16 protein-coding genes are annotated in these 17,347 nt (G+C 47.0%); 7 read left to right on the top strand and 9 right to left on the bottom strand.

The features are described from left to right. From PUR_RS16100 to PUR_RS16085, 4 genes are all read left to right on the top strand, one after another. Positions 1–1,047, top strand: a complete 1,047-nt coding sequence (locus PUR_RS16100) for a GerAB/ArcD/ProY family transporter (protein ID WP_232101533.1) — start codon at positions 1–3, stop codon at positions 1,045–1,047. A 341-nt stretch (positions 1,048–1,388) separates the two neighbouring features. After that, the gene (locus tag PUR_RS16095; RefSeq protein ID WP_179036116.1) at positions 1,389–2,855 is read left to right on the top strand and encodes a glycoside hydrolase family 68 protein; all 1,467 of its coding nucleotides are present in this window, start codon (positions 1,389–1,391) and stop codon (positions 2,853–2,855) included. 446 nt (positions 2,856–3,301) lie between these two features. Further along, positions 3,302–4,762, top strand: coding sequence for a glycoside hydrolase family 68 protein (locus PUR_RS16090; protein WP_179036115.1), 1,461 nt, complete (start codon positions 3,302–3,304; stop codon positions 4,760–4,762). A gap of 86 nt (positions 4,763–4,848) precedes the next feature. Further along, positions 4,849–6,429 (top strand): glycoside hydrolase family 32 protein, encoded by a 1,581-nt coding sequence (locus tag PUR_RS16085; RefSeq protein ID WP_179036114.1) that lies wholly within the window; start codon positions 4,849–4,851, stop codon positions 6,427–6,429. Between the two features lie 71 nt (positions 6,430–6,500). On the opposite strand, the gene PUR_RS16080 is transcribed toward PUR_RS16085, so the two are convergent. Beyond that, positions 6,501–6,674, bottom strand: a complete 174-nt coding sequence (locus PUR_RS16080) for a hypothetical protein (RefSeq protein WP_179036113.1) — start codon at positions 6,672–6,674, stop codon at positions 6,501–6,503. Positions 6,675–7,088: 414 nt separating this feature from the next. Between PUR_RS16080 and PUR_RS16075 the strand changes: the two genes are divergently transcribed. The 3 genes from PUR_RS16075 to PUR_RS16065 all read left to right on the top strand — a co-directional run bounded on the left by PUR_RS16075 (position 7,089) and on the right by PUR_RS16065 (position 10,621). Further along, positions 7,089–8,597 (top strand): nitrogenase component 1, encoded by a 1,509-nt coding sequence (locus PUR_RS16075; protein WP_179036112.1) that lies wholly within the window; start codon positions 7,089–7,091, stop codon positions 8,595–8,597. Then, positions 8,566–9,894 (top strand): nitrogenase component 1, encoded by a 1,329-nt coding sequence (locus PUR_RS16070; RefSeq protein WP_197970093.1) that lies wholly within the window; start codon positions 8,566–8,568, stop codon positions 9,892–9,894. The genes PUR_RS16075 and PUR_RS16070 overlap by 32 nt, the downstream gene beginning before the upstream one ends. Positions 9,895–9,976: 82 nt before the next feature. Further along, positions 9,977–10,621 carry a flavodoxin family protein gene (locus PUR_RS16065; RefSeq protein WP_179036111.1) on the top strand — a complete coding sequence of 215 codons (645 nt, stop codon included), beginning with the start codon at positions 9,977–9,979 and terminating at the stop codon, positions 10,619–10,621. 70 nt (positions 10,622–10,691) lie between these two features. Here PUR_RS16065 and PUR_RS16060 read toward each other — a convergent pair whose 3' ends face one another. The 8 genes from PUR_RS16060 to PUR_RS16015 all read right to left on the bottom strand — a co-directional run bounded on the left by PUR_RS16060 (position 10,692) and on the right by PUR_RS16015 (position 17,311). After that, positions 10,692–11,609 carry a DMT family transporter gene (locus PUR_RS16060; RefSeq protein ID WP_179037948.1) on the bottom strand — a complete coding sequence of 306 codons (918 nt, stop codon included), beginning with the start codon at positions 11,607–11,609 and terminating at the stop codon, positions 10,692–10,694. Next, complete coding sequence (locus PUR_RS16055) at positions 11,609–12,460, bottom strand: AraC family ligand binding domain-containing protein (RefSeq protein WP_179036110.1); 852 nt, start codon at positions 12,458–12,460, stop codon at positions 11,609–11,611. The genes PUR_RS16060 and PUR_RS16055 overlap by 1 nt, the downstream gene beginning before the upstream one ends. Before the next feature lie 101 nt (positions 12,461–12,561). Next, entirely contained in the window at positions 12,562–13,158 is a 597-nt protein-coding gene (locus PUR_RS16050; RefSeq protein ID WP_179036109.1) for a TetR/AcrR family transcriptional regulator, read from the bottom strand. A gap of 123 nt (positions 13,159–13,281) precedes the next feature. Continuing rightward, positions 13,282–14,457, bottom strand: a complete 1,176-nt coding sequence (locus PUR_RS16045) for a YhgE/Pip domain-containing protein (protein WP_179036108.1) — start codon at positions 14,455–14,457, stop codon at positions 13,282–13,284. Positions 14,458–14,669: 212 nt separating this feature from the next. Then, the gene (locus tag PUR_RS16040; RefSeq protein ID WP_232101532.1) at positions 14,670–15,533 is read right to left on the bottom strand and encodes a DUF4405 domain-containing protein; all 864 of its coding nucleotides are present in this window, start codon (positions 15,531–15,533) and stop codon (positions 14,670–14,672) included. A 230-nt stretch (positions 15,534–15,763) separates the two neighbouring features. Further along, complete coding sequence (locus tag PUR_RS26575) at positions 15,764–16,291, bottom strand: GNAT family N-acetyltransferase (protein ID WP_442953718.1); 528 nt, start codon at positions 16,289–16,291, stop codon at positions 15,764–15,766. 27 nt (positions 16,292–16,318) lie between these two features. Beyond that, positions 16,319–16,882: an NADPH-dependent FMN reductase gene (locus tag PUR_RS16020; RefSeq protein ID WP_179036106.1), complete on the bottom strand. Its 564-nt coding sequence runs from the start codon at positions 16,880–16,882 to the stop codon at positions 16,319–16,321. Between the two features lie 36 nt (positions 16,883–16,918). Further along, positions 16,919–17,311 (bottom strand): winged helix-turn-helix transcriptional regulator, encoded by a 393-nt coding sequence (locus PUR_RS16015; RefSeq protein WP_179036105.1) that lies wholly within the window; start codon positions 17,309–17,311, stop codon positions 16,919–16,921. Between the last annotated feature and the right edge of the window lie 36 nt (positions 17,312–17,347).

Here is a 17,347-nt window from a genome sequence, read left to right as displayed (position 1 = left end):
ATGTTGATCCATCCTGGCAATGCCATCTTGATTTCAATCGGTACGGGTGCAAAACAAGATGCGTGGCTTGCGGTACTGTTGGGAATGTTAATAGGGGTAGCTGTTTTTGGTTGGATTTACGGACCGCTATATCACATGTTCCCAACCGAACCGATAACATCACTAATCCGCAAGGCCGTAGGCACACGGATCGGGTGGCTGATAGGCTTTGCATATATGACTTATTTCGCCTATATATCTTCACGTAATTTGCGCGATTTTGGTGAGCTGCTAATATCTTCGACTTATGATGAAACTCCACTATTGCCAATTCAAGTACTAATGATGCTCAGTTTAGCTTACTTGATATCAAGAGGGGTTGAAGTATTTGCCCGTACCACTCAAATTTTTTGTTTCATCCTTCTTTTATTTATACTTGCAAGTTATATACTCATAATATTATCTGGACTATTGGACGTTAATCGGTTGCTTCCGGTACTCGGAAATGGTTTTATGCCTGTAATTCACACTGCATTTCCGCTTACTTACACATTCCCTTTCGGAGAAATGATTGCGTTTTTGATGCTGCTGCCCTATGTGAAAACAGTCCCTAAAACGATCCGTACCGCATCATACGGCATCGCACTAAGCGGACTTCTTATTAGTCTGACAATCTCGATGAACATCGCTATCCTGGGGAGTGATATCGTTAGCCGTGCAACATTCCCGACTTATACGGCTATAAGCAAAGTGAATATCGCCGAAATTCTTCAACGGTTGGATGTCCTTGTTCTGCTGTCTCTTATCATCAGCAGTTATTTCAAAATTGGCACCTTTTATTTTGCCGCCGTATTGGCAGCCTCTGATTTATTTAAAATAACGTATAACAAGCTTGCCGTGACTATTGGCCTTTGTATATTATTCTCCTCCATGATAATAGCGAATAACTTTTCAGAGCATCTGGAGGAGGGGCTTATAGTTATACCTCCTTATTTTCATCTGCCATTTCAGGCTGGCATTCCGTTGTTGCTGCTCATTATCTTGAAAATCAGATTTAGACATCGTTGATATTATTCCTCTTTCATTCATAATTCACTTTATATTCCATTAAATTATAAATACCTTAAACTATTCAGGAATAATTAGGAATATATGAGGATAGACTAGCAGGAATCCCCTTCTTTTCTCCTTATCCAAAAAGAGGAAATTTGGTCTATAGTTATTGTGAGCTATAAAATATAAGATTAGTCCAGACAACAAAATATTGTCGGGATTGTTACTGGTAAACAGGCAAGACCTAAAAATCCGTTTGAGGATCGCTTCCGTGATCGCGGGATACCCTCAATGGAATTTTTAGGTCTTTTTCTATTTATCAGGAGCTACATTTGAAACGGAAAAGGAGAGAAAGAATGAACATCCAAAAGTTTGTGAAGACAGCGGCGACAGTAACTTTGACAACGGCATTACTGGCAGGTGGCGGAACTTCGGCTTTGGCCAAGGCTAAAGACAGTACGGATTACAAAGAAACGTATGATTTTTCCCACATCACACGCTTTGACATGCTGAAAATTCCCGAGCAACAGACGAGCGAACAGTTTAAAGTGCCGGCGTTCGACGCATCCACCATCAAGAACATCGCTTCGGCGAAAGGCTATGATAAACAAGGCAATCTGATCGACCTGGACGTGTGGGACAGCTGGCCGCTGCAAAACGCCGACGGCACCGTAGCGAATTATCATGGCTACCAGATCGTGTTTGCTCTGGCAGGGAGCCCGAAGGACGGTAACGACACCTCGATCTACATATTCTATAAAAAAGCCGACGAGCAATCGATCGACAGCTGGAAGAACGCCGGCCGTGTATTTAAAGACAGCGATAAATTCGCCGCCAATGATCCGATCCTCAAGTATCAGACCCAAGAGTGGTCCGGTTCCGCGACATTAACCGAAGACGGTAATGTTCGCTTGTTCTATACGGATTTCTCGGGTGCGCCGGAAGATGGCGGAACGGGTTATAGCAAACAAACGATAACAACGGCTCAAGTCAACCTGTCGCAGCCGGATGGGGCTACGCTGAAAGTGGACGGCGTTGAAGATCATAAATCCATCTTTGACGGCGACGGAACAACATATCAAAATGTTCAGCAGTTTATCGATGAAGGAGCCTATGCTTCAGGTGACAATCATACGCTTAGAGATCCTCACTATGTAGAAGACAACGGTCATAAATACCTCGTATTCGAGTCCAATACCGGCACAGAAACGGGTTACCAGGGTGAAGAAGCATTCAACAACCAAGTTTTCTATGGCGGAAATAAAAAGTTCTTCCAAGCCGAGAAAGAAAGCCTGCTGCAAAGCCCTAAAAAGCATGACGCCACCCTGGCGAACGGCGCACTCGGCATGATTGAATTGAATGACGATTACACGCTGAAAACAGTCATGAAGCCGCTGATCGCGTCCAATACCGTAACGGATGAAATCGAACGGGCCAACGTATTCAAACTGAATAACAAATGGTATCTGTTCACGGATTCCAGAGGTTCCAAAATGACCATTGACGGAATCGGCGCCGAAGATATCTATATGCTGGGCTTTGTTTCCGACTCTCTGACGGGACCTTACAAGCCATTGAACGACACCGGACTTGTCCTGCACCTGGATCTCGATCCCGCTGATGTTACCTTTACGTACTCTCACTTTGCGGTTCCGCAGGCTGACGGAAACAACGTCGTGATTACCAGCTATATTACCAATCGCGGCTTCTATCAGGAGCATCGTTCGTCCTTCGCGCCAAGCTTCCTGATGAACATCAAGGGAGCCAAAACCTCGGTTGTCAAAGACAGTATCCTTGAACAAGGGCAATTGACGATCAACTGAGGACACGCATCAAACGGTGCAAACTCATTGCCTGAAAGCGATATGCGTCAATAGACCTGTATCGCTCGGGTATTAAAAATTCAATATTTTAATGTGATATAGTTGAATAAAAGGGATTTGATGTAATTTCCCACTAAACCATCTTTATCCCTTTGAAACTGTGAAATAGTAACAATAATTATAGGAATATATGTGGTAGACCGAGAAGAAACCCCTACTTTTGTCCTTAATTAAAACGGGAGTTTTGGTCTATAGGCAGACCGTTGATCGAAAATATACAATAACCGTGACAACAAAATATTACGGGATTGTTACTGTTTAATCAGGCAAGACCTAAAAACTCCGATTGGGGATAGCAATGCTATCAATTGATATCTCCATAGGAATTTTTAGGTCTTTTTCTGTTTGAGAGTAACAAAAATTCGAAGGAGAAAAGGAGACAAGGTATGAATATCAAAAAGTTTGTGAAGCAAGCGACAGCAGTAACTTTTACAACAGCTTTACTGGTAGGTGGGGGTACTTCAGCTTTTGCAAAAGGAAATGACAGTCAGAGTTACAAAGAAGACTACGGCTTTTCCCACATCACACGCTTTGATGCTCTGAAGATTCCTCAACAACAAACCAGCGAACAATTTAAAATCCCGCAATTCGATGCGTCGACGATCAAGAACATTCCTTCCGCCAAAGGTTTGGATGCCAACGGTAATGTCATCGATCTGGACGTATGGGACACCTGGCCGCTGCAGAACGCCGATGGTACGGTAGCGGACTTTAAAGGCTACGATGTTGTATTCGGCTTGGCAGGCGATCCGAAAAAAGGCTGGGATACATTTATCTACTTGTTCTATAAAAAGAAAGGCGACAACTCCATTGATGCTTGGAAAAATGCAGGCCGAGTATTCAAGGATAGCGACAAGTACGTGCCTAATGATCCGATTCTGAACCAGCAAGGAGAAGAGTGGTCGGGTTCCGCAACCTTGACTTCCGATGGCGAAGTTCGTTTGTTCTACACCAACCGTCATGGCTGGGACCCGGCTCACGGCTTCTTCGGTAAGCAAACCCTGACTACAGCTCAAATCAATGTATCCGAGGCGGATTCCAGTACGCTGAAAGTGGACGGCGTAGAAGATTTCAAATCGATCTTTGACGGCGGAGACGGAAAAATCTATCAAAATGTCGACCAAGCTTTCGGTGGAGGAGACTACTCCGATAACCATACCTTAAGAGACCCTCACTATGTTGAAGACAATGGCCGCAAATACCTTGTCTTTGAAGCAAATACCGGAACGGAAACGGGTTATCAAGGGGATGACTCCTTCTTTAACAAAGCCTACTATGGCGGAAGCAACAAGTTCTTTGAAAATGAGAAAGATAAACTGCTGCTAAGTCCTAAAAAATCTCTCGCTACTTTGGCAAACGGGGCGCTGGGCATAATTGAGCTCAATGACGATTACACACTGAAAACAGTCATGAAGCCGCTGATCGCATCCAATACGGTAACGGATGAAATTGAACGGGCGAACATCTTTGAGCTGAATGGCAAATGGTACTTGTTCACGGATACAAGAGGAGCCAAAATGGTCGTTGACGGAATCGGTCCGGAAGATATCTACATGCTGGGTTACGTAGCGGATTCCATAAACGGACCGTACAAGCCTCTGAACGGTACTGGACTTGTACTGCATCAGGATCTTGATCCTAAAGATATTACTTGGTCTTACGCTCACTTTGCTGTACCGCAAGTCAAAGGCAACAATGTTGTAATCACGAGTTACATGACGAACAGGGGTTTCTTCGAGGATCATAAGTCCACCTTTGCGCCAAGCTTCGTGGTAAACATTAAAGGCTCCAAAACTTCGGTTGTCAAAGACAGCATCCTTGAACAAGGACAATTGACGATCAAATAACAACAGGCTTTCTGGTATAATTAAAGAAAAGAAAATGTCGATGTTTACATTGGCATTTTCTTTTTTTTCATAAAGTGAGGGATTCAATGAACAACAACAAGAATGCATTTAAACGACGACTCGTTATATGGGTGATTTGTTTAACCGGTCTGATCACGGCAGGGTTGGCGGTTCATTATTCAACAAATGACAGAAAAGAGGAAACCGTCGTTAATGAAGAACCTCCACTGTCTAAAGAAAAGCCTTCCTATCGGGCCAGCTATCATTTCACGACTCCCGACAAATGGATGAACGACCCTCAGCGGCCGATTTATCTGGATGGCAAGTATCATTACTATTATCTCTACAATCGTGACTATCCCCAAGGAAACGGTACAGAGTGGCGGCATGCGACATCGACGGATTTGGTGCACTGGAAAGATGAAGGGGTGGCCATTCCGAAATATACGAACCGAAACGGCGATCCGTGGACGGGATCGGTCGTTGTGGACAAAGACAATACGGCAGGCTTTGGCAAAGAGGCGCTGGTGGCGATAGTGACACAGCCATCTGCGGACGGCGGAAAGCAGGAACAATATTTATGGTACAGTACGGACAGAGGAAAAAAGTTCATCTCTTATAGCAATAAGCCTGTTCTGGCCAATCCGGGCACGCATGATTTCCGCGATCCTAAGATCATCTGGGATGACAAGTCCCGGAAATGGATCATGACCATGGCGGAAGGAACGAAAGTAGGTTTTTACGAATCCTCCAATTTAAAAGATTGGCTTTATATCAGCGGTTTCGTTACAGAAAATATCGGGCTTGTGGAATGCCCTGATCTATATATGATGCGGGCGGATGACGGGACTTATCAATGGATTTTCGGCGTCAGCGCAAACGGGAAACCGGCAGGTAAACCCAACACCTACGCTTACTGGACCGGAAACTTTAACGGTAAGGAATTTGTCCCGGATCGCAAGGAGCCGCAGTGGCTCGATTACGGATTTGATTGGTATGCGGCTGTAACGTTTGAAGAGGGGGCGGGCAGCGATAAGTACAGCCATCGTTATGCTTTGGCCTGGATGAATAACTGGGATTATCCCCATACTACGCCGACGCTGCGGGAAGGCTATAACGGAATGAATTCGATCGTTCGTCAAATCAAGCTTAAGTCTGAGGGCGGAACGTACCAATTGATTTCACAGCCCACTCAGGCGTTAAATCAATTGATCCAATCAACAGAATCCTTTCAACGAATCGAGGTTAATGGCACTAGAACGCTTAATACAACCGGAGATGCTTACCAGCTTGACGCGGACATATCGTGGTCTGATCTCAAGAATGCGGGATTTAGACTTCGGGAATCTGCAGACAAGAAGCGGCATGTCGATGTCGGGGTTTTTGTTGAAGGCAGTTACAGCTATGTCAATAGAAGAAATACATGGCAGCCCGACAAGGGCGGAACCTATGTGGAAAGCAGGGCGCCGTTCGATGCCGGCAAGAAAAAGGTGCATTTAAAAATCCTCGTCGATAAGACAAGCATCGAAGTTTTTGTTGATGATGGATCTGTCGTTTTTTCCAATGTCATTTTCCCCGGATGGAACGATAAAGGAATCACACTTTTTTCAGAAGGCGGCAAGGCGGTCTTTGAAAATGTCGTGATCAAGCATTTGGGCAAAAAATAATCATTTTGCCAAACGCCGGCTACCGCAGCTCTTTCTCAGCTGCGATAGCCGGCGCTTTGGTGCCTTCTTTTTTAATATTCAAAGCTATCCGGCTGATCCATGGACTCAACCAATTTCTTCTCCTGCTCCAGCTCGCTGTCGGATTTCATATGCAAGCCTCTGTCACCGGCATTCTGTTCTTCCTTATCCAGCGCAGTACGGTCAAATTCCTTCTGCTCATGGAGTTCCTGTTCTTCCTCGCTCATGTTATACCCTCCTTCTGAAGCTGTCTGAAATGGCAGGCCTTAGCGGATGTATCCTTGTCCGGCCCCTTTTACATTGTTAACCAATATGAACTCCCTTAAGCTTAAAATCTGATATTTAATCTTGACGGATACCCAAATAATGCTATACTAGTAAAAACATTAATAAGATGAGATTACTCGGATTAAAACGCAGTGCCTATTTATCGCTAGAATCCCCCATATCACCACGATTTCCTTGGATGATGCCGCGGGCAAGACCAACCGCTCCCATGATCCAGGCGACTCCCAATTATTTTCGTCAAACCGATTCCTTGTCCGTCTTTGCTTTTCACAATACCTGGCAACAGCCAAAAAATAATGGTGTGCGCCTTAGGAGTGAGTCAAACCAATTTAAGTTAGATGGAGGTTTTAATATTGTCAATTAATTTAAATCTCTCACAGGTAACCATCAGAGAAAAAAGACTGAAATCCATCGTAGGTTACCAAGGAACGATCAAGGATTTGGCGGAACAATCACAATCCGGATGTCTGAAAAATGCATCCAGAGGATTCAGCCAGGCTACAAATTGTAACTCGGGCTGTGCACAAGGGTATTTATCTTCGATTACGGACGCGGCTATCGTCAATCATGGGCCGATCGGCTGTGCGGGTGACGTCGCGGGCGCAAACGCGGGGTTTCAATGGGGACAGAGAATCAGAGACTGGAACCAGAGAAACGTTAGAATCATCAATACCAATATGTCGGAAAAGGCTGTCGTATTTGGCGGAGACCAGATTCTGAAAGAAGGCATCCTGAAAGCCTATGAAAGATTTAATCCCAAAGCAATCTTTGTGACCACATCCTGCGCTTCCGGCATTATCGGAGACGATATCGAAAGCACGATGAGAAATGTTGAAGCGGAGATTGGCATCCCCGTTGTTCCCGTTTTTTGCGAAGGATTCCGGTCACAGATCTGGGCTTCCGGGTTTGATGCGGCATTCCATGCCCTATTGTCGCGAATTGTTAAGCCTGCCGAGAAGAAGCGTCCCGAATTGGTTAATGTCATCAATTTTGCGGGCAGTGGACGGGCTGTCATTACCGAGATTTTCGGGCGTTTGGGGCTGGTGCCTCAGTTCGGAATACCCTACAGCAACATAGAGGAAATCTCCAGATGGTCGGAAGCCGCGGCTACAATCAGTATTTGCGGCACGCTCGGCAGTTATATGGGGAATGGCCTGGAGCAGAATTTTGGCGTCCCTTATGTAACGGCGCTGCAGCCGCACGGGATTTCCGGATTTGACGACTGGCTCACAAAGCTTGGAGAGACAGTGGGCAAGGAGAAAGAAGTTGAAGAGTATCTTGCGGAACAAAAGGTGATTGCTGCGCCTGACTTGGAAGAGATCAAGTTTAAGCTCAAAGGCAAAAAAGTGGTCGTCGGCATGGGGCCGAGCTTCGCGCATAACTATATTCGGTTTCTCGAGGATCTCGGCATGGAAGTAGTATGGGGATTCTCCTGGCATTACGATGCCAAGCATGATCATGGCGGATGCCCTTCCTGCACAGTGGAACTGACCAAGATAGACAAAGATATCCCGGTCAGCGTAAGCGATCAGCAGAATCACGAGGTCATTAATTTGCTGTCAAAGGTCAAGCCGGATATTTTTATCGGAAGACATCCCGGAATGTCCGTCTGGGCTACAAAAATGGGTATTCCCGCCATCATGGTCAGCGATGAATACAGCGCCTTCGGTTATCAGGGAACGATCGAGTTCGGACATCGCATTATTGATGCGCTGACCAACAATAGTCTTGCCTTGAATCTGTCCAAACGAATTCAGCTGCCCTATACCGAATGGTGGCTGGAGCAGGACCCCTTCGAATTCCTTAAACAAAAAAATAAGAGAAAAGAAAGTGAGAACAAGAAAAATGTCGCAGTGCGTTGAGCAAATCAGACATGTGTGCACACTCGGTGCGTTTGAATCGGTACTGGCCATCAAAAGAGCGGTGCCCATCGTTCATGCCGGTCCGGGCTGCGTAGCCAAGCTGTGGACGACACTCGGAAGTCAGAACGGCCATCAAGGTTCAGGATATGTCGGGGGACATGCGATTCCCTGCACCAATGCCTCGGAAAAAGAAGTGGTGTTTGGCGGTACGGACCAGCTGCGTAAAGTCATCACCAATACCTTTGATGTCATCGATGGTGATCTTTTCGTCGTACTTACGGGCTGCACATCGGATATTATAGGGGATGATGTGGGGGAGGTTACAAGAAAATTCCAGGATCAAGGCAAACCGATTGTATATGTTGAAACCGGCGGGTTCAAGGGAAGCAATCTGGTCGGTCATGAACTGGTTCTGGATGCCATTATCGACCAGTATTTGCAGCCGCAGCAGGTAGAACCGGGACTGGTCAATATCTGGTCGTCAGTACCCTATCAGAATACCTTCTGGTCGGGTGACATCGAGCAGCTGAACATTCTCATTTCTTCGCTCGGGCTGAAACCGAATGTGATCTTCGGACCGGATAGCAGCGTTGAAGCTCTCAATAACATACCCAAGGCGCAGTTTAATCTGGTGATCTCTCCATGGGTGGGACTCCGGAATGCTGAGCATTTGGAAGACAAATTCGGCACGCCGTTTCTGCATTATCCGGCGCTTCCGGTCGGTCCGACTGAAACCTCCAATTTCCTGAGAGCGGTAGGTGAATTCGCCGGAATTGATCCTTCAGTAGTTGAAAATGTCATCCGTAAGCAAGAGGAACGGTATTTCTACTATTTGGAAAGAGCAGCTGATACGTTGTTGGAAACAAGACTGCTGCCGAGACGGTTCATAACGGTGGCGGACAGCCTGTATGCGCTGGGAATCGCCAGATTTTTGACCAATGACATGGGATTAATCCCGGAGAAGCAGTTCATCACCGATGATACGCCGATAAAATTTCAGGACAGTGTATCCGCGGAATTCAAGAAATTTACTAGTGATATCGTTGCCGAAACGGTATTTTCCAATGACGGGGGTTTTGTTGAAGAAGAAATCAGAAAATTAAAAATCAGAAGCCGCCCGATCATTCTGGGCAGTTCTTGGGAACGGGTGGTTGCAAGAGACTTGAACGCCTATCAGCTATCGGTTTCCGCACCCATCGGCAATGAGATGGTACTAAGTAAATCCTACGTTGGATATAATGGAGCACTACAATTGGTTGAAGATATCTATTCCGTGGTATTGAATGATTTCATGTGAAAATAAGCTCAAAGGTTCGTATAATTGTTCTTGGGAGCGATTTGCGAACCTTTTTTTTATGCTCTGGAAGGAGTGAGGAAAGATGAAAGTTATTGCAATCAACGGCAGTCCGCGAAAAAACCGCAATACCGCGACGCTGCTTCAGGAAGCGCTCTACGGGGCACAGGCCCATGGAGCGGAGACGAAGCTGGTGCATTTGTACGATCTGAATTTCAAGGGATGCGCGAGCTGTTTATCCTGCAAAAGAAAAGGCAGCCGGCTGGGCGGATTATGTGCTATGAAAGACGATTTGAAGGAGGTGCTCGGGGAAATTCTGGCATGCGATGCTCTCCTGCTTGGTTCCCCCATCTATTTCGGCAATGTTACCGGAGAAGTACGGAGCTTTCTGGAGCGGCTGCTGTTCCCAAATCTATCCTACAACACCGGAGAAAGATCTACTTTTGCGGGCAGGATCAACTCGGGCTTTATCTATACTATGAATGTCACAGAAGAGCGAATGCAAGAGATGAATTACGAGTCGGTATTCCAGAGCAACCGGAATCTGCTGCAGATACTGGGCGGGGATTCGGAGATTCTGCTCTCCTGCGATACGTATCAATTTACCGATTATTCCAAGTATGAAGCTTCCAAATTCGACGCTGTGCAGAAAGCCAGAGTAAGAGAGGAACAGTTCCCCGTCGACTGCAGAAAGGCGTTTGAGCTCGGAGCCCGTTTGGCTGCCATATGACGCGAGCGGGGAGATGGACTTGGACGTAGTTGATTAACACGTAACTGTCATTGACGGGGTGTCCGATCATTTAAGTCTGTTCGCAGGGAACCTCTCTTTTTCTAATCGCACTAGGCTTCCGCTCTGAAATATACGATCCGGTAAGAGTCAGGAAGGTTCCTGCAAGGGTTGCCCAGGTGATCTGTTCATGCAGAATGAGGGCGGAGGCCGCTACTGAAATCACAGGCACCATATAAATGTAGACGCTTGTTTTGATCGCTCCCAGGATGCCTACCGCCAAGTTCCAGGTCACAAAACAAATTGCGGAGGCTCCAAAGGCCAAGTATAAAAGGTTCGTGACATTCGAAATGTCATGGAATCGATCCAAGTCAAAATTGAATTTATGAAAAAATAGAACAGGCAGCATAAATAGCAATCCATAAAAAAACACTTTACGGGTGGAGCCAATGGTGTGATGGTTCAGCCCGCTTATTTTTCTCATCAACACGGAATACACTGCCCAAACGGCAGGGGCCAAGAATGCCAATAGATCCCCGACAGGGTTCAGCTGGAGAAGGCTTCCGTTGAACCCGATGAGCACGATTCCGGTCAGCGCAATGGCAAATCCGATCATAAATTGAACACTTAATTTCTCGCCCTCCAAAAAGAAGTGAGCCAGAACCGCCGTGAAAAAGGGAGCAATCGACACAATCACGCCTACGTGGGAAGCAAGCGTATAAGTAAGGGCTATATTTTCGATTAAAAAGTATAAAGTGACGCCGCAAAGTCCTGCCAATATAAACAGCAATTCTTCCTTAAAAGTCTTCGTACGGATAGGACGGGAATAGAGCAGGAACAAGACAATATACCCGATGAGGAATCGAAAAAACAGAATTTCAACGGGAGCAAAATCGGTTAACAGTATTTTTGTGGAGATAAAGGTAGTTCCCCAAATTAAAATCGTGAATAACGAGAGCAGGTGTCCGGTAATCCTCTTGTGATGATCCATCATACACGTACATCCTCTGACCGTTTCGATCCCGTTTCATGAATAAATATCCGCATATATTGCTTAGGGGTTAAGCCGATCATTTTTTTGAAGAAATTTGAGAAGTGGCTCTGATCACTAAAACCGGTTCGAAAGGCCACATCGATAGGCGGCATTCCCTGTTCCAAAAGCTTTTTCGCATGGTTGATCCGCACGGTTCCGAGATAGCTGTACGGCGAGATTCCTTTTGCCCGTGTAAATGAACGCAGCAAATGATATTTGCTCAGTCCTGTCAAATGACTTAACTGATCCAGAGTAATGCTTTGGGTATAGTGTGACTCTATGTATTCGCATATGACATTAATTTCAGCGCTGAATTTCGGAGAGGGATAAGGCGTACCTATGTCTGAATACTCTCTCATCAGCTGCTCCAGAAGAAACAGAAACCATTCGTCTTTTTGAAAATCGGGCTGCTGCTCTACTATCATCAGATGCAGTTCACGCAGGGAAGCTGCCAGTTCACTGCGGTAAAGGACGGTTGGCGCGAAGCGGGGCAAATAATCCGTTCCCGTTACTTCAAGCGCATATTGGCGCATGACCTCCGGTTGAATGTTGATGCAGCGATAGTCGAGCGTCCTCCCGTCTACCTGTTCACAGGCGTGGGGATCCTGAGGGTTAAAGATGACCACGTCTCCGCTGTTTAGAATATACTCCTCATTGTTGCAAATCAGCCGCCGCTTGCCTTGTTCAATAAAACCAATGACATAATAGTCATGAAAATGGTTGGGAAACTTCTGCATGATCCCTTCAAACCGATACGCTTCCAGCATTAAATCCGTATCGAAACAGACCGTTCGAACCTCGCGAGTCATCGCCTGCACCTTCTTTTCAAGTTCAATGTGCTGTCATTATAATATGAAAAGAAAGAAAATTCTTGAATAATGTTGCTCGGTAAACCGGCTGGCCGCAATGCTTATCCTTGTTCCTCGTAACCGATCGCCTGGAAAATAAACCGGGTCAAATCCTCCAGAAACCAATTCGGATCTTCTTCATTATTGTCGAGAAGCTGCTTGAAATAAAACGTTTTGTTGTGAAACAGAATGCTGCCAAGCACGCTGATGAAAGTATGGTCAAGCGACCGGAAATGAAACACGCCCTGCTCCCGGCCCAGCTTAAGCCAATCCCGGAGCAGTGTCCAAATCGGCAGCGTCAATTCTTGAATCTTGTCCATCCGCGGGGACTGCAAGACGATCTCCTGCTGCAGTAGACTGACGATTTCCGGCTCGCGCTGCCCGTACGCGGTGATTTCCCGTATCAGCAATTTGAGACCCGAGACCGCTTCCATCCGGGATAGTTCATCTCCATCTAATATATCGTGCGAAAAATATTCCTTGAACAAGGCTTCAAACACTTTATCTTTACCGCCAAAATAATACGAGACGAGCGATACGTTGGCGCCCGCCTCTTCGCATATTTGCCGTACGGTCGTAGCGTTGAAGCCCTGCTGCGCGAACAGCTTCTTCGCAGCCTGCAAAATGCGCAGCTTAACGTCATTTTCTTCTGAGCCCATGCTTTTCCATTTCCCCTTTGCGGAACGAAACCATCCCTTATATATGCTCTTATTATAAGCGGGACAAACGGAGGTTTTCCAGTGAGGTCCGTGGCAGGTGTCCGATTCGGCAATCCGAACCGTTTATGATTCGGGGACCGTACCAGAGCGGGACTGAGCTGTCGCCGAAGTGGTTCCGTCAGCCGCAGGTTCCCTGCGCAGGGCCGTCACTCCGGTCATCACGAGCGCCATCACCGCCGCAGTAACGAGCAGCGCCGCAGCAATGCTGCCGTTCCCGGGTCCCCCAAACAGCAGGTTCATTAGTCCTTCTACCGCGTAAGTAGCCGGGAGTACGCTTCCGAGATTGACGTAAATGCCGGACAGCAGCTCGCGCGGAATCATCGCGCCGGACGACACGAGCTGCATGGACAGCAGCACGATGTTCAGCAGCATGCCGGCTGTGCCGAGCAGCGCAACCAGTGCCTGCGCAACGAGCATGAACGTGAATACGAACAATGTCTGGAAGCTCCACAAGGCCCAAAATCCCCGTTCGACCTGTCCGCCGAGCAGCATGACGAGCGAAGTTCCGACGAGCGAAACGACGATGGCCGCCGGAATCGTAATAGCGAAGCGGGCGCCGAGCCGCTGCCAGCGTCCCGTGCGGGCGGAAATCGCCATCGCCGATATTTCAAAGTTCTGGGCCATGATCATCGCGCCGACGAGCGAGGCGAGCACCATCATCATCGGCACCATCTGGTTGTTCGTCCCGTCAACAATGTTCACCGACTGGATATCCGACACTACCCGCTCAGACAGGAGAACTGACGTGGCCGCAGCTTTCTCAGCCGGCATTCCCTGCGACAGCGCGGCCTGGGTACCCGCCGCAATGGCCTGCTTATTCGCTGCTGCTGTCACCTGGGAGGCGATGGAGGTCATCATACTTTTGATCATTGAAGGATTGGATTCGTTCACGACATACTGAATGGCCGCCTTGCCGTCCCGGCTCGCCGCAAGCGCCGTAAAGTTCGCGGGAATGTGCACGATCATTTGAATGCGGCGGTCATCCAGCCGCTCTCGGGCGGATTCCATATCCGCTGCCGTCTCCACTTTGACGGGCAGCGCGGCCGACAACTGCTTCGCAATAACGGCACCGCTTTTCATATCCTCGTTCACGACCGCGATACTCAGCTTGTCGATCTGTTCCGACACGCCCTCATAGCCTGTCATCCAGATGATGGAAAAGATCAACTGAAAGAGCAGCGCGGTGGCAATGCCGATTTTCGTCGTCTTCATTTTCAAAAATTCCTTGATTGTACCCATTAAGCATCTCACTCCCCAAAATTCATAATGGTATAATTTCTCCATCAATTAAAACAAATGATTTAAATGATTGTTTTAATTGTTTGTTTGAATTATAAAGGGCGAAATCCTTGGTGTCAATCCGCATTGTATGAAACGAAGGCCCTCTCGAGAATAAACAACAAAACTCCAATCCCGTTTTATTGGAAATTGGAGTTCGCATGGCGTCTTATTTACGCGGCGAGTGCCCGCTTTCTTCGGCTTGCCCATTTATCTGCATAATAAGTGATTCCTGCAAAAACAGCCATTATTCCGAAATAGGTCATAATTACGTTAACGAAGTTTGTATCTTGGAGGTTACCGCCATGCTCCCCTCTGGGAGATTCCATAGTCCGACGACCGAAGCCGTTCTCCTGGTTCATACCCGTCCCTTCGGTCGGCGCCGATCCGTCATTCATGGAGGGCTTTCCACCAAAATCACGCCGCTGCATCCCTCGCTCTTCTGCCGCAGCAGTCGGGACGCCGAATACGTTTCCGACCATCTGAAGCCTGGAAATATATTGAGTCGCGTACACTTGGTACACACCGAACAGCAATACGACGACCGCGGCGCCGGTCATTAGAATTCGCGCACGGGCTTTTGACATCTTCAGGTGCAGCAGCCTTTGCATCACTTTCATCACCCAATGCCAGTGCAGGCCAATGTGTATCCCGATCAGAGCAAGCGTGAGATAGGCTATGCTCATATGGGAAACTTCAAACCAGCGTTCGTTTCCAAATTGGAAGTTCGGAAGAACTACTCTGGAAATGACTAGCCCGCTGAAAATAACAAAGATCATGGATAATAGCAGCAGCACATTTAATCCGTAGCTAAGACGCGTTTTACGGGGAAGGCTCTTGTCAAACAGGCGCAGGGTGATTTTTTTGACAAAATTAAGGTTCAATAAGATGTGAGTCAGAATAGCAAAGCCGATGGCGATTCCGGCAATTTCGTGAAAGGCCAACCCTCCAAACACCCTAGTATTGAACAGCAGAGCAAAAGTAATGCCCATTGCAGCATCAAGGGCAAGCTTCACATACGGTTTTTTCTTGTTCACGTCTTCATCTCCAATCTTCGAGTTCCGATCTGTGAACCCATTATCCAATGAGAAGCTTAAACCTATCTGAAGTTTGACTGAAAGCTCACTGAAAGTAATCCGGATCGCGCAAAGGCGGAGCGCCCGTGAATTCGTCCTTGACGTCGTCCAAGCCGAACGGGGAACGGAAAAAAGCTTCAACAGCATAACGCTGCGGGAGCTTTGGAATGAACTTGAATAGATTATAGCGATTAGTTGTGGAGTACATCCGAGTATTCGGAATAACGCTCAAATCTTCCCTTGGCAAACGGACATAAAGGTATAATCTTAATACCGTTTTCCCGCGCATATTCCACCATTGCGTTGACAAGCTTGTCCCCAAGCCCCTGTCCCCGATATGCATTGTCGACCAGAGTATGATCAATAATGTAAAGCTCCGGACTTGAGGTTACATACGTCATTTCGGCGGCAATCGCACCTTTATCTCGAATAAGGAATCTTTTGTGGGCGGTATCATGTTCAACAATATGCATGTTCAATTCCTCTTTCTTCATTGGATTCTCGCTGTCCAGACGTGTATACGTCAGCGCTCCGCTTGGACATTTGTCAATATGCTGGGCAATTTCGTCCGCAGTGGCGGTATCGGGATCAACCCAAGGGCGCTTGCTTAAATTAAAAACGGCAGGAAACCCCTTAACGCAAATACCGGAATGAATACAAACTTCCGAATTAAAAATCACATTGATATCTTTCCCGTAGTACACTTTTTGTTCACTCATCTTGACATCATGCCTTTCATTTTGGAGTTACTTGAAAAAATGGATCCATTGTTCAAAAGCTATCAGGAATTTTTCGATATGGCGAAGAGTGGATTCGTCGTCCAGTTCTCCGGTCGTTTCATTCAGTTTTTCGTGAATCCCGCCGATGAGAATTTTCGGCCCCGGCATTGTATAGGCATTCATGGCAAGCAGTGTCTGTCTCACCTGGGCTTGTGACTGCGCTGTTCCGCCGCTGCCCGGAGTAGCTCCTGCAATCGCAAATGGTTTTTGAATCAACACGGAGCTTTTACCCGGACGCGAAGCCCAGTCTAAAGCGTTTTTTAACACGCCAGGAATTCCCGAATTATATTCTGGGGTGACAATCAGCACGCCGTCCGCTTCCCGGATGCTTTCTTTGAATTCAACCACTGACTGAGGATCGCCTTGGCTCTCAATGTCCGCATTGTAAAGTGGAAGGTTCGACAAGTCAGCACGACGAATCTCCCAATGCTTCGGCGCAAGCTCTTCCATTGCCGTTAACACTTTTCTATTAAAAGAACCTTCTCGAAGACTTCCACAAATGGCGGTGATGGTGAGTTTATTTTCGCTCATCCTTGCGCTCCTCTGCTTGGTTTAGTTTAAGCGGCTCTATTCCTCGTTAATAACTCGATCATAGCTCTCTCTGGCCTGTTCAACCTGGGAGTAGTTTTCCTTCGTCCACTGATTCAGCGCTCTCATGGGCTCAAGCAAAGATTCTCCCAGCCCAGTGAGTGAGTATTCGACGATTGGTGGGACGGAAGGCGTAATCACACGTTTCACCAATCCGTTCCGTTCCAGTTGCCGGAGTGTTTGGGTGAGCATTTTTTTGGATATGCCTTCGATTCGTCTTCTTATATCCCCGTACCGAATAATCCCATCTTCCATTGCATAGACGACCAACGCTGTCCATTTGTTGGAAACGATCTCAAGTACTTTGCTGTACCCGCAAATAGATAACGATATATCGGGCTTTACGATTTTAGTCGAAAATGGAGAATTCATCTGACGTCCCCCTGTGCACCTTTAGGTTCCCTGGAC

This window comes from Paenibacillus sp. URB8-2 (assembly GCF_013393385.1).
In the GTDB taxonomy this organism is placed as follows: Bacteria; Bacillota; Bacilli; order Paenibacillales; family Paenibacillaceae; genus Paenibacillus_AQ.
The sequence above is the reverse complement of the archived record's forward strand: the minus strand, read 5'-3'. Positions and strand labels throughout refer to the sequence as shown.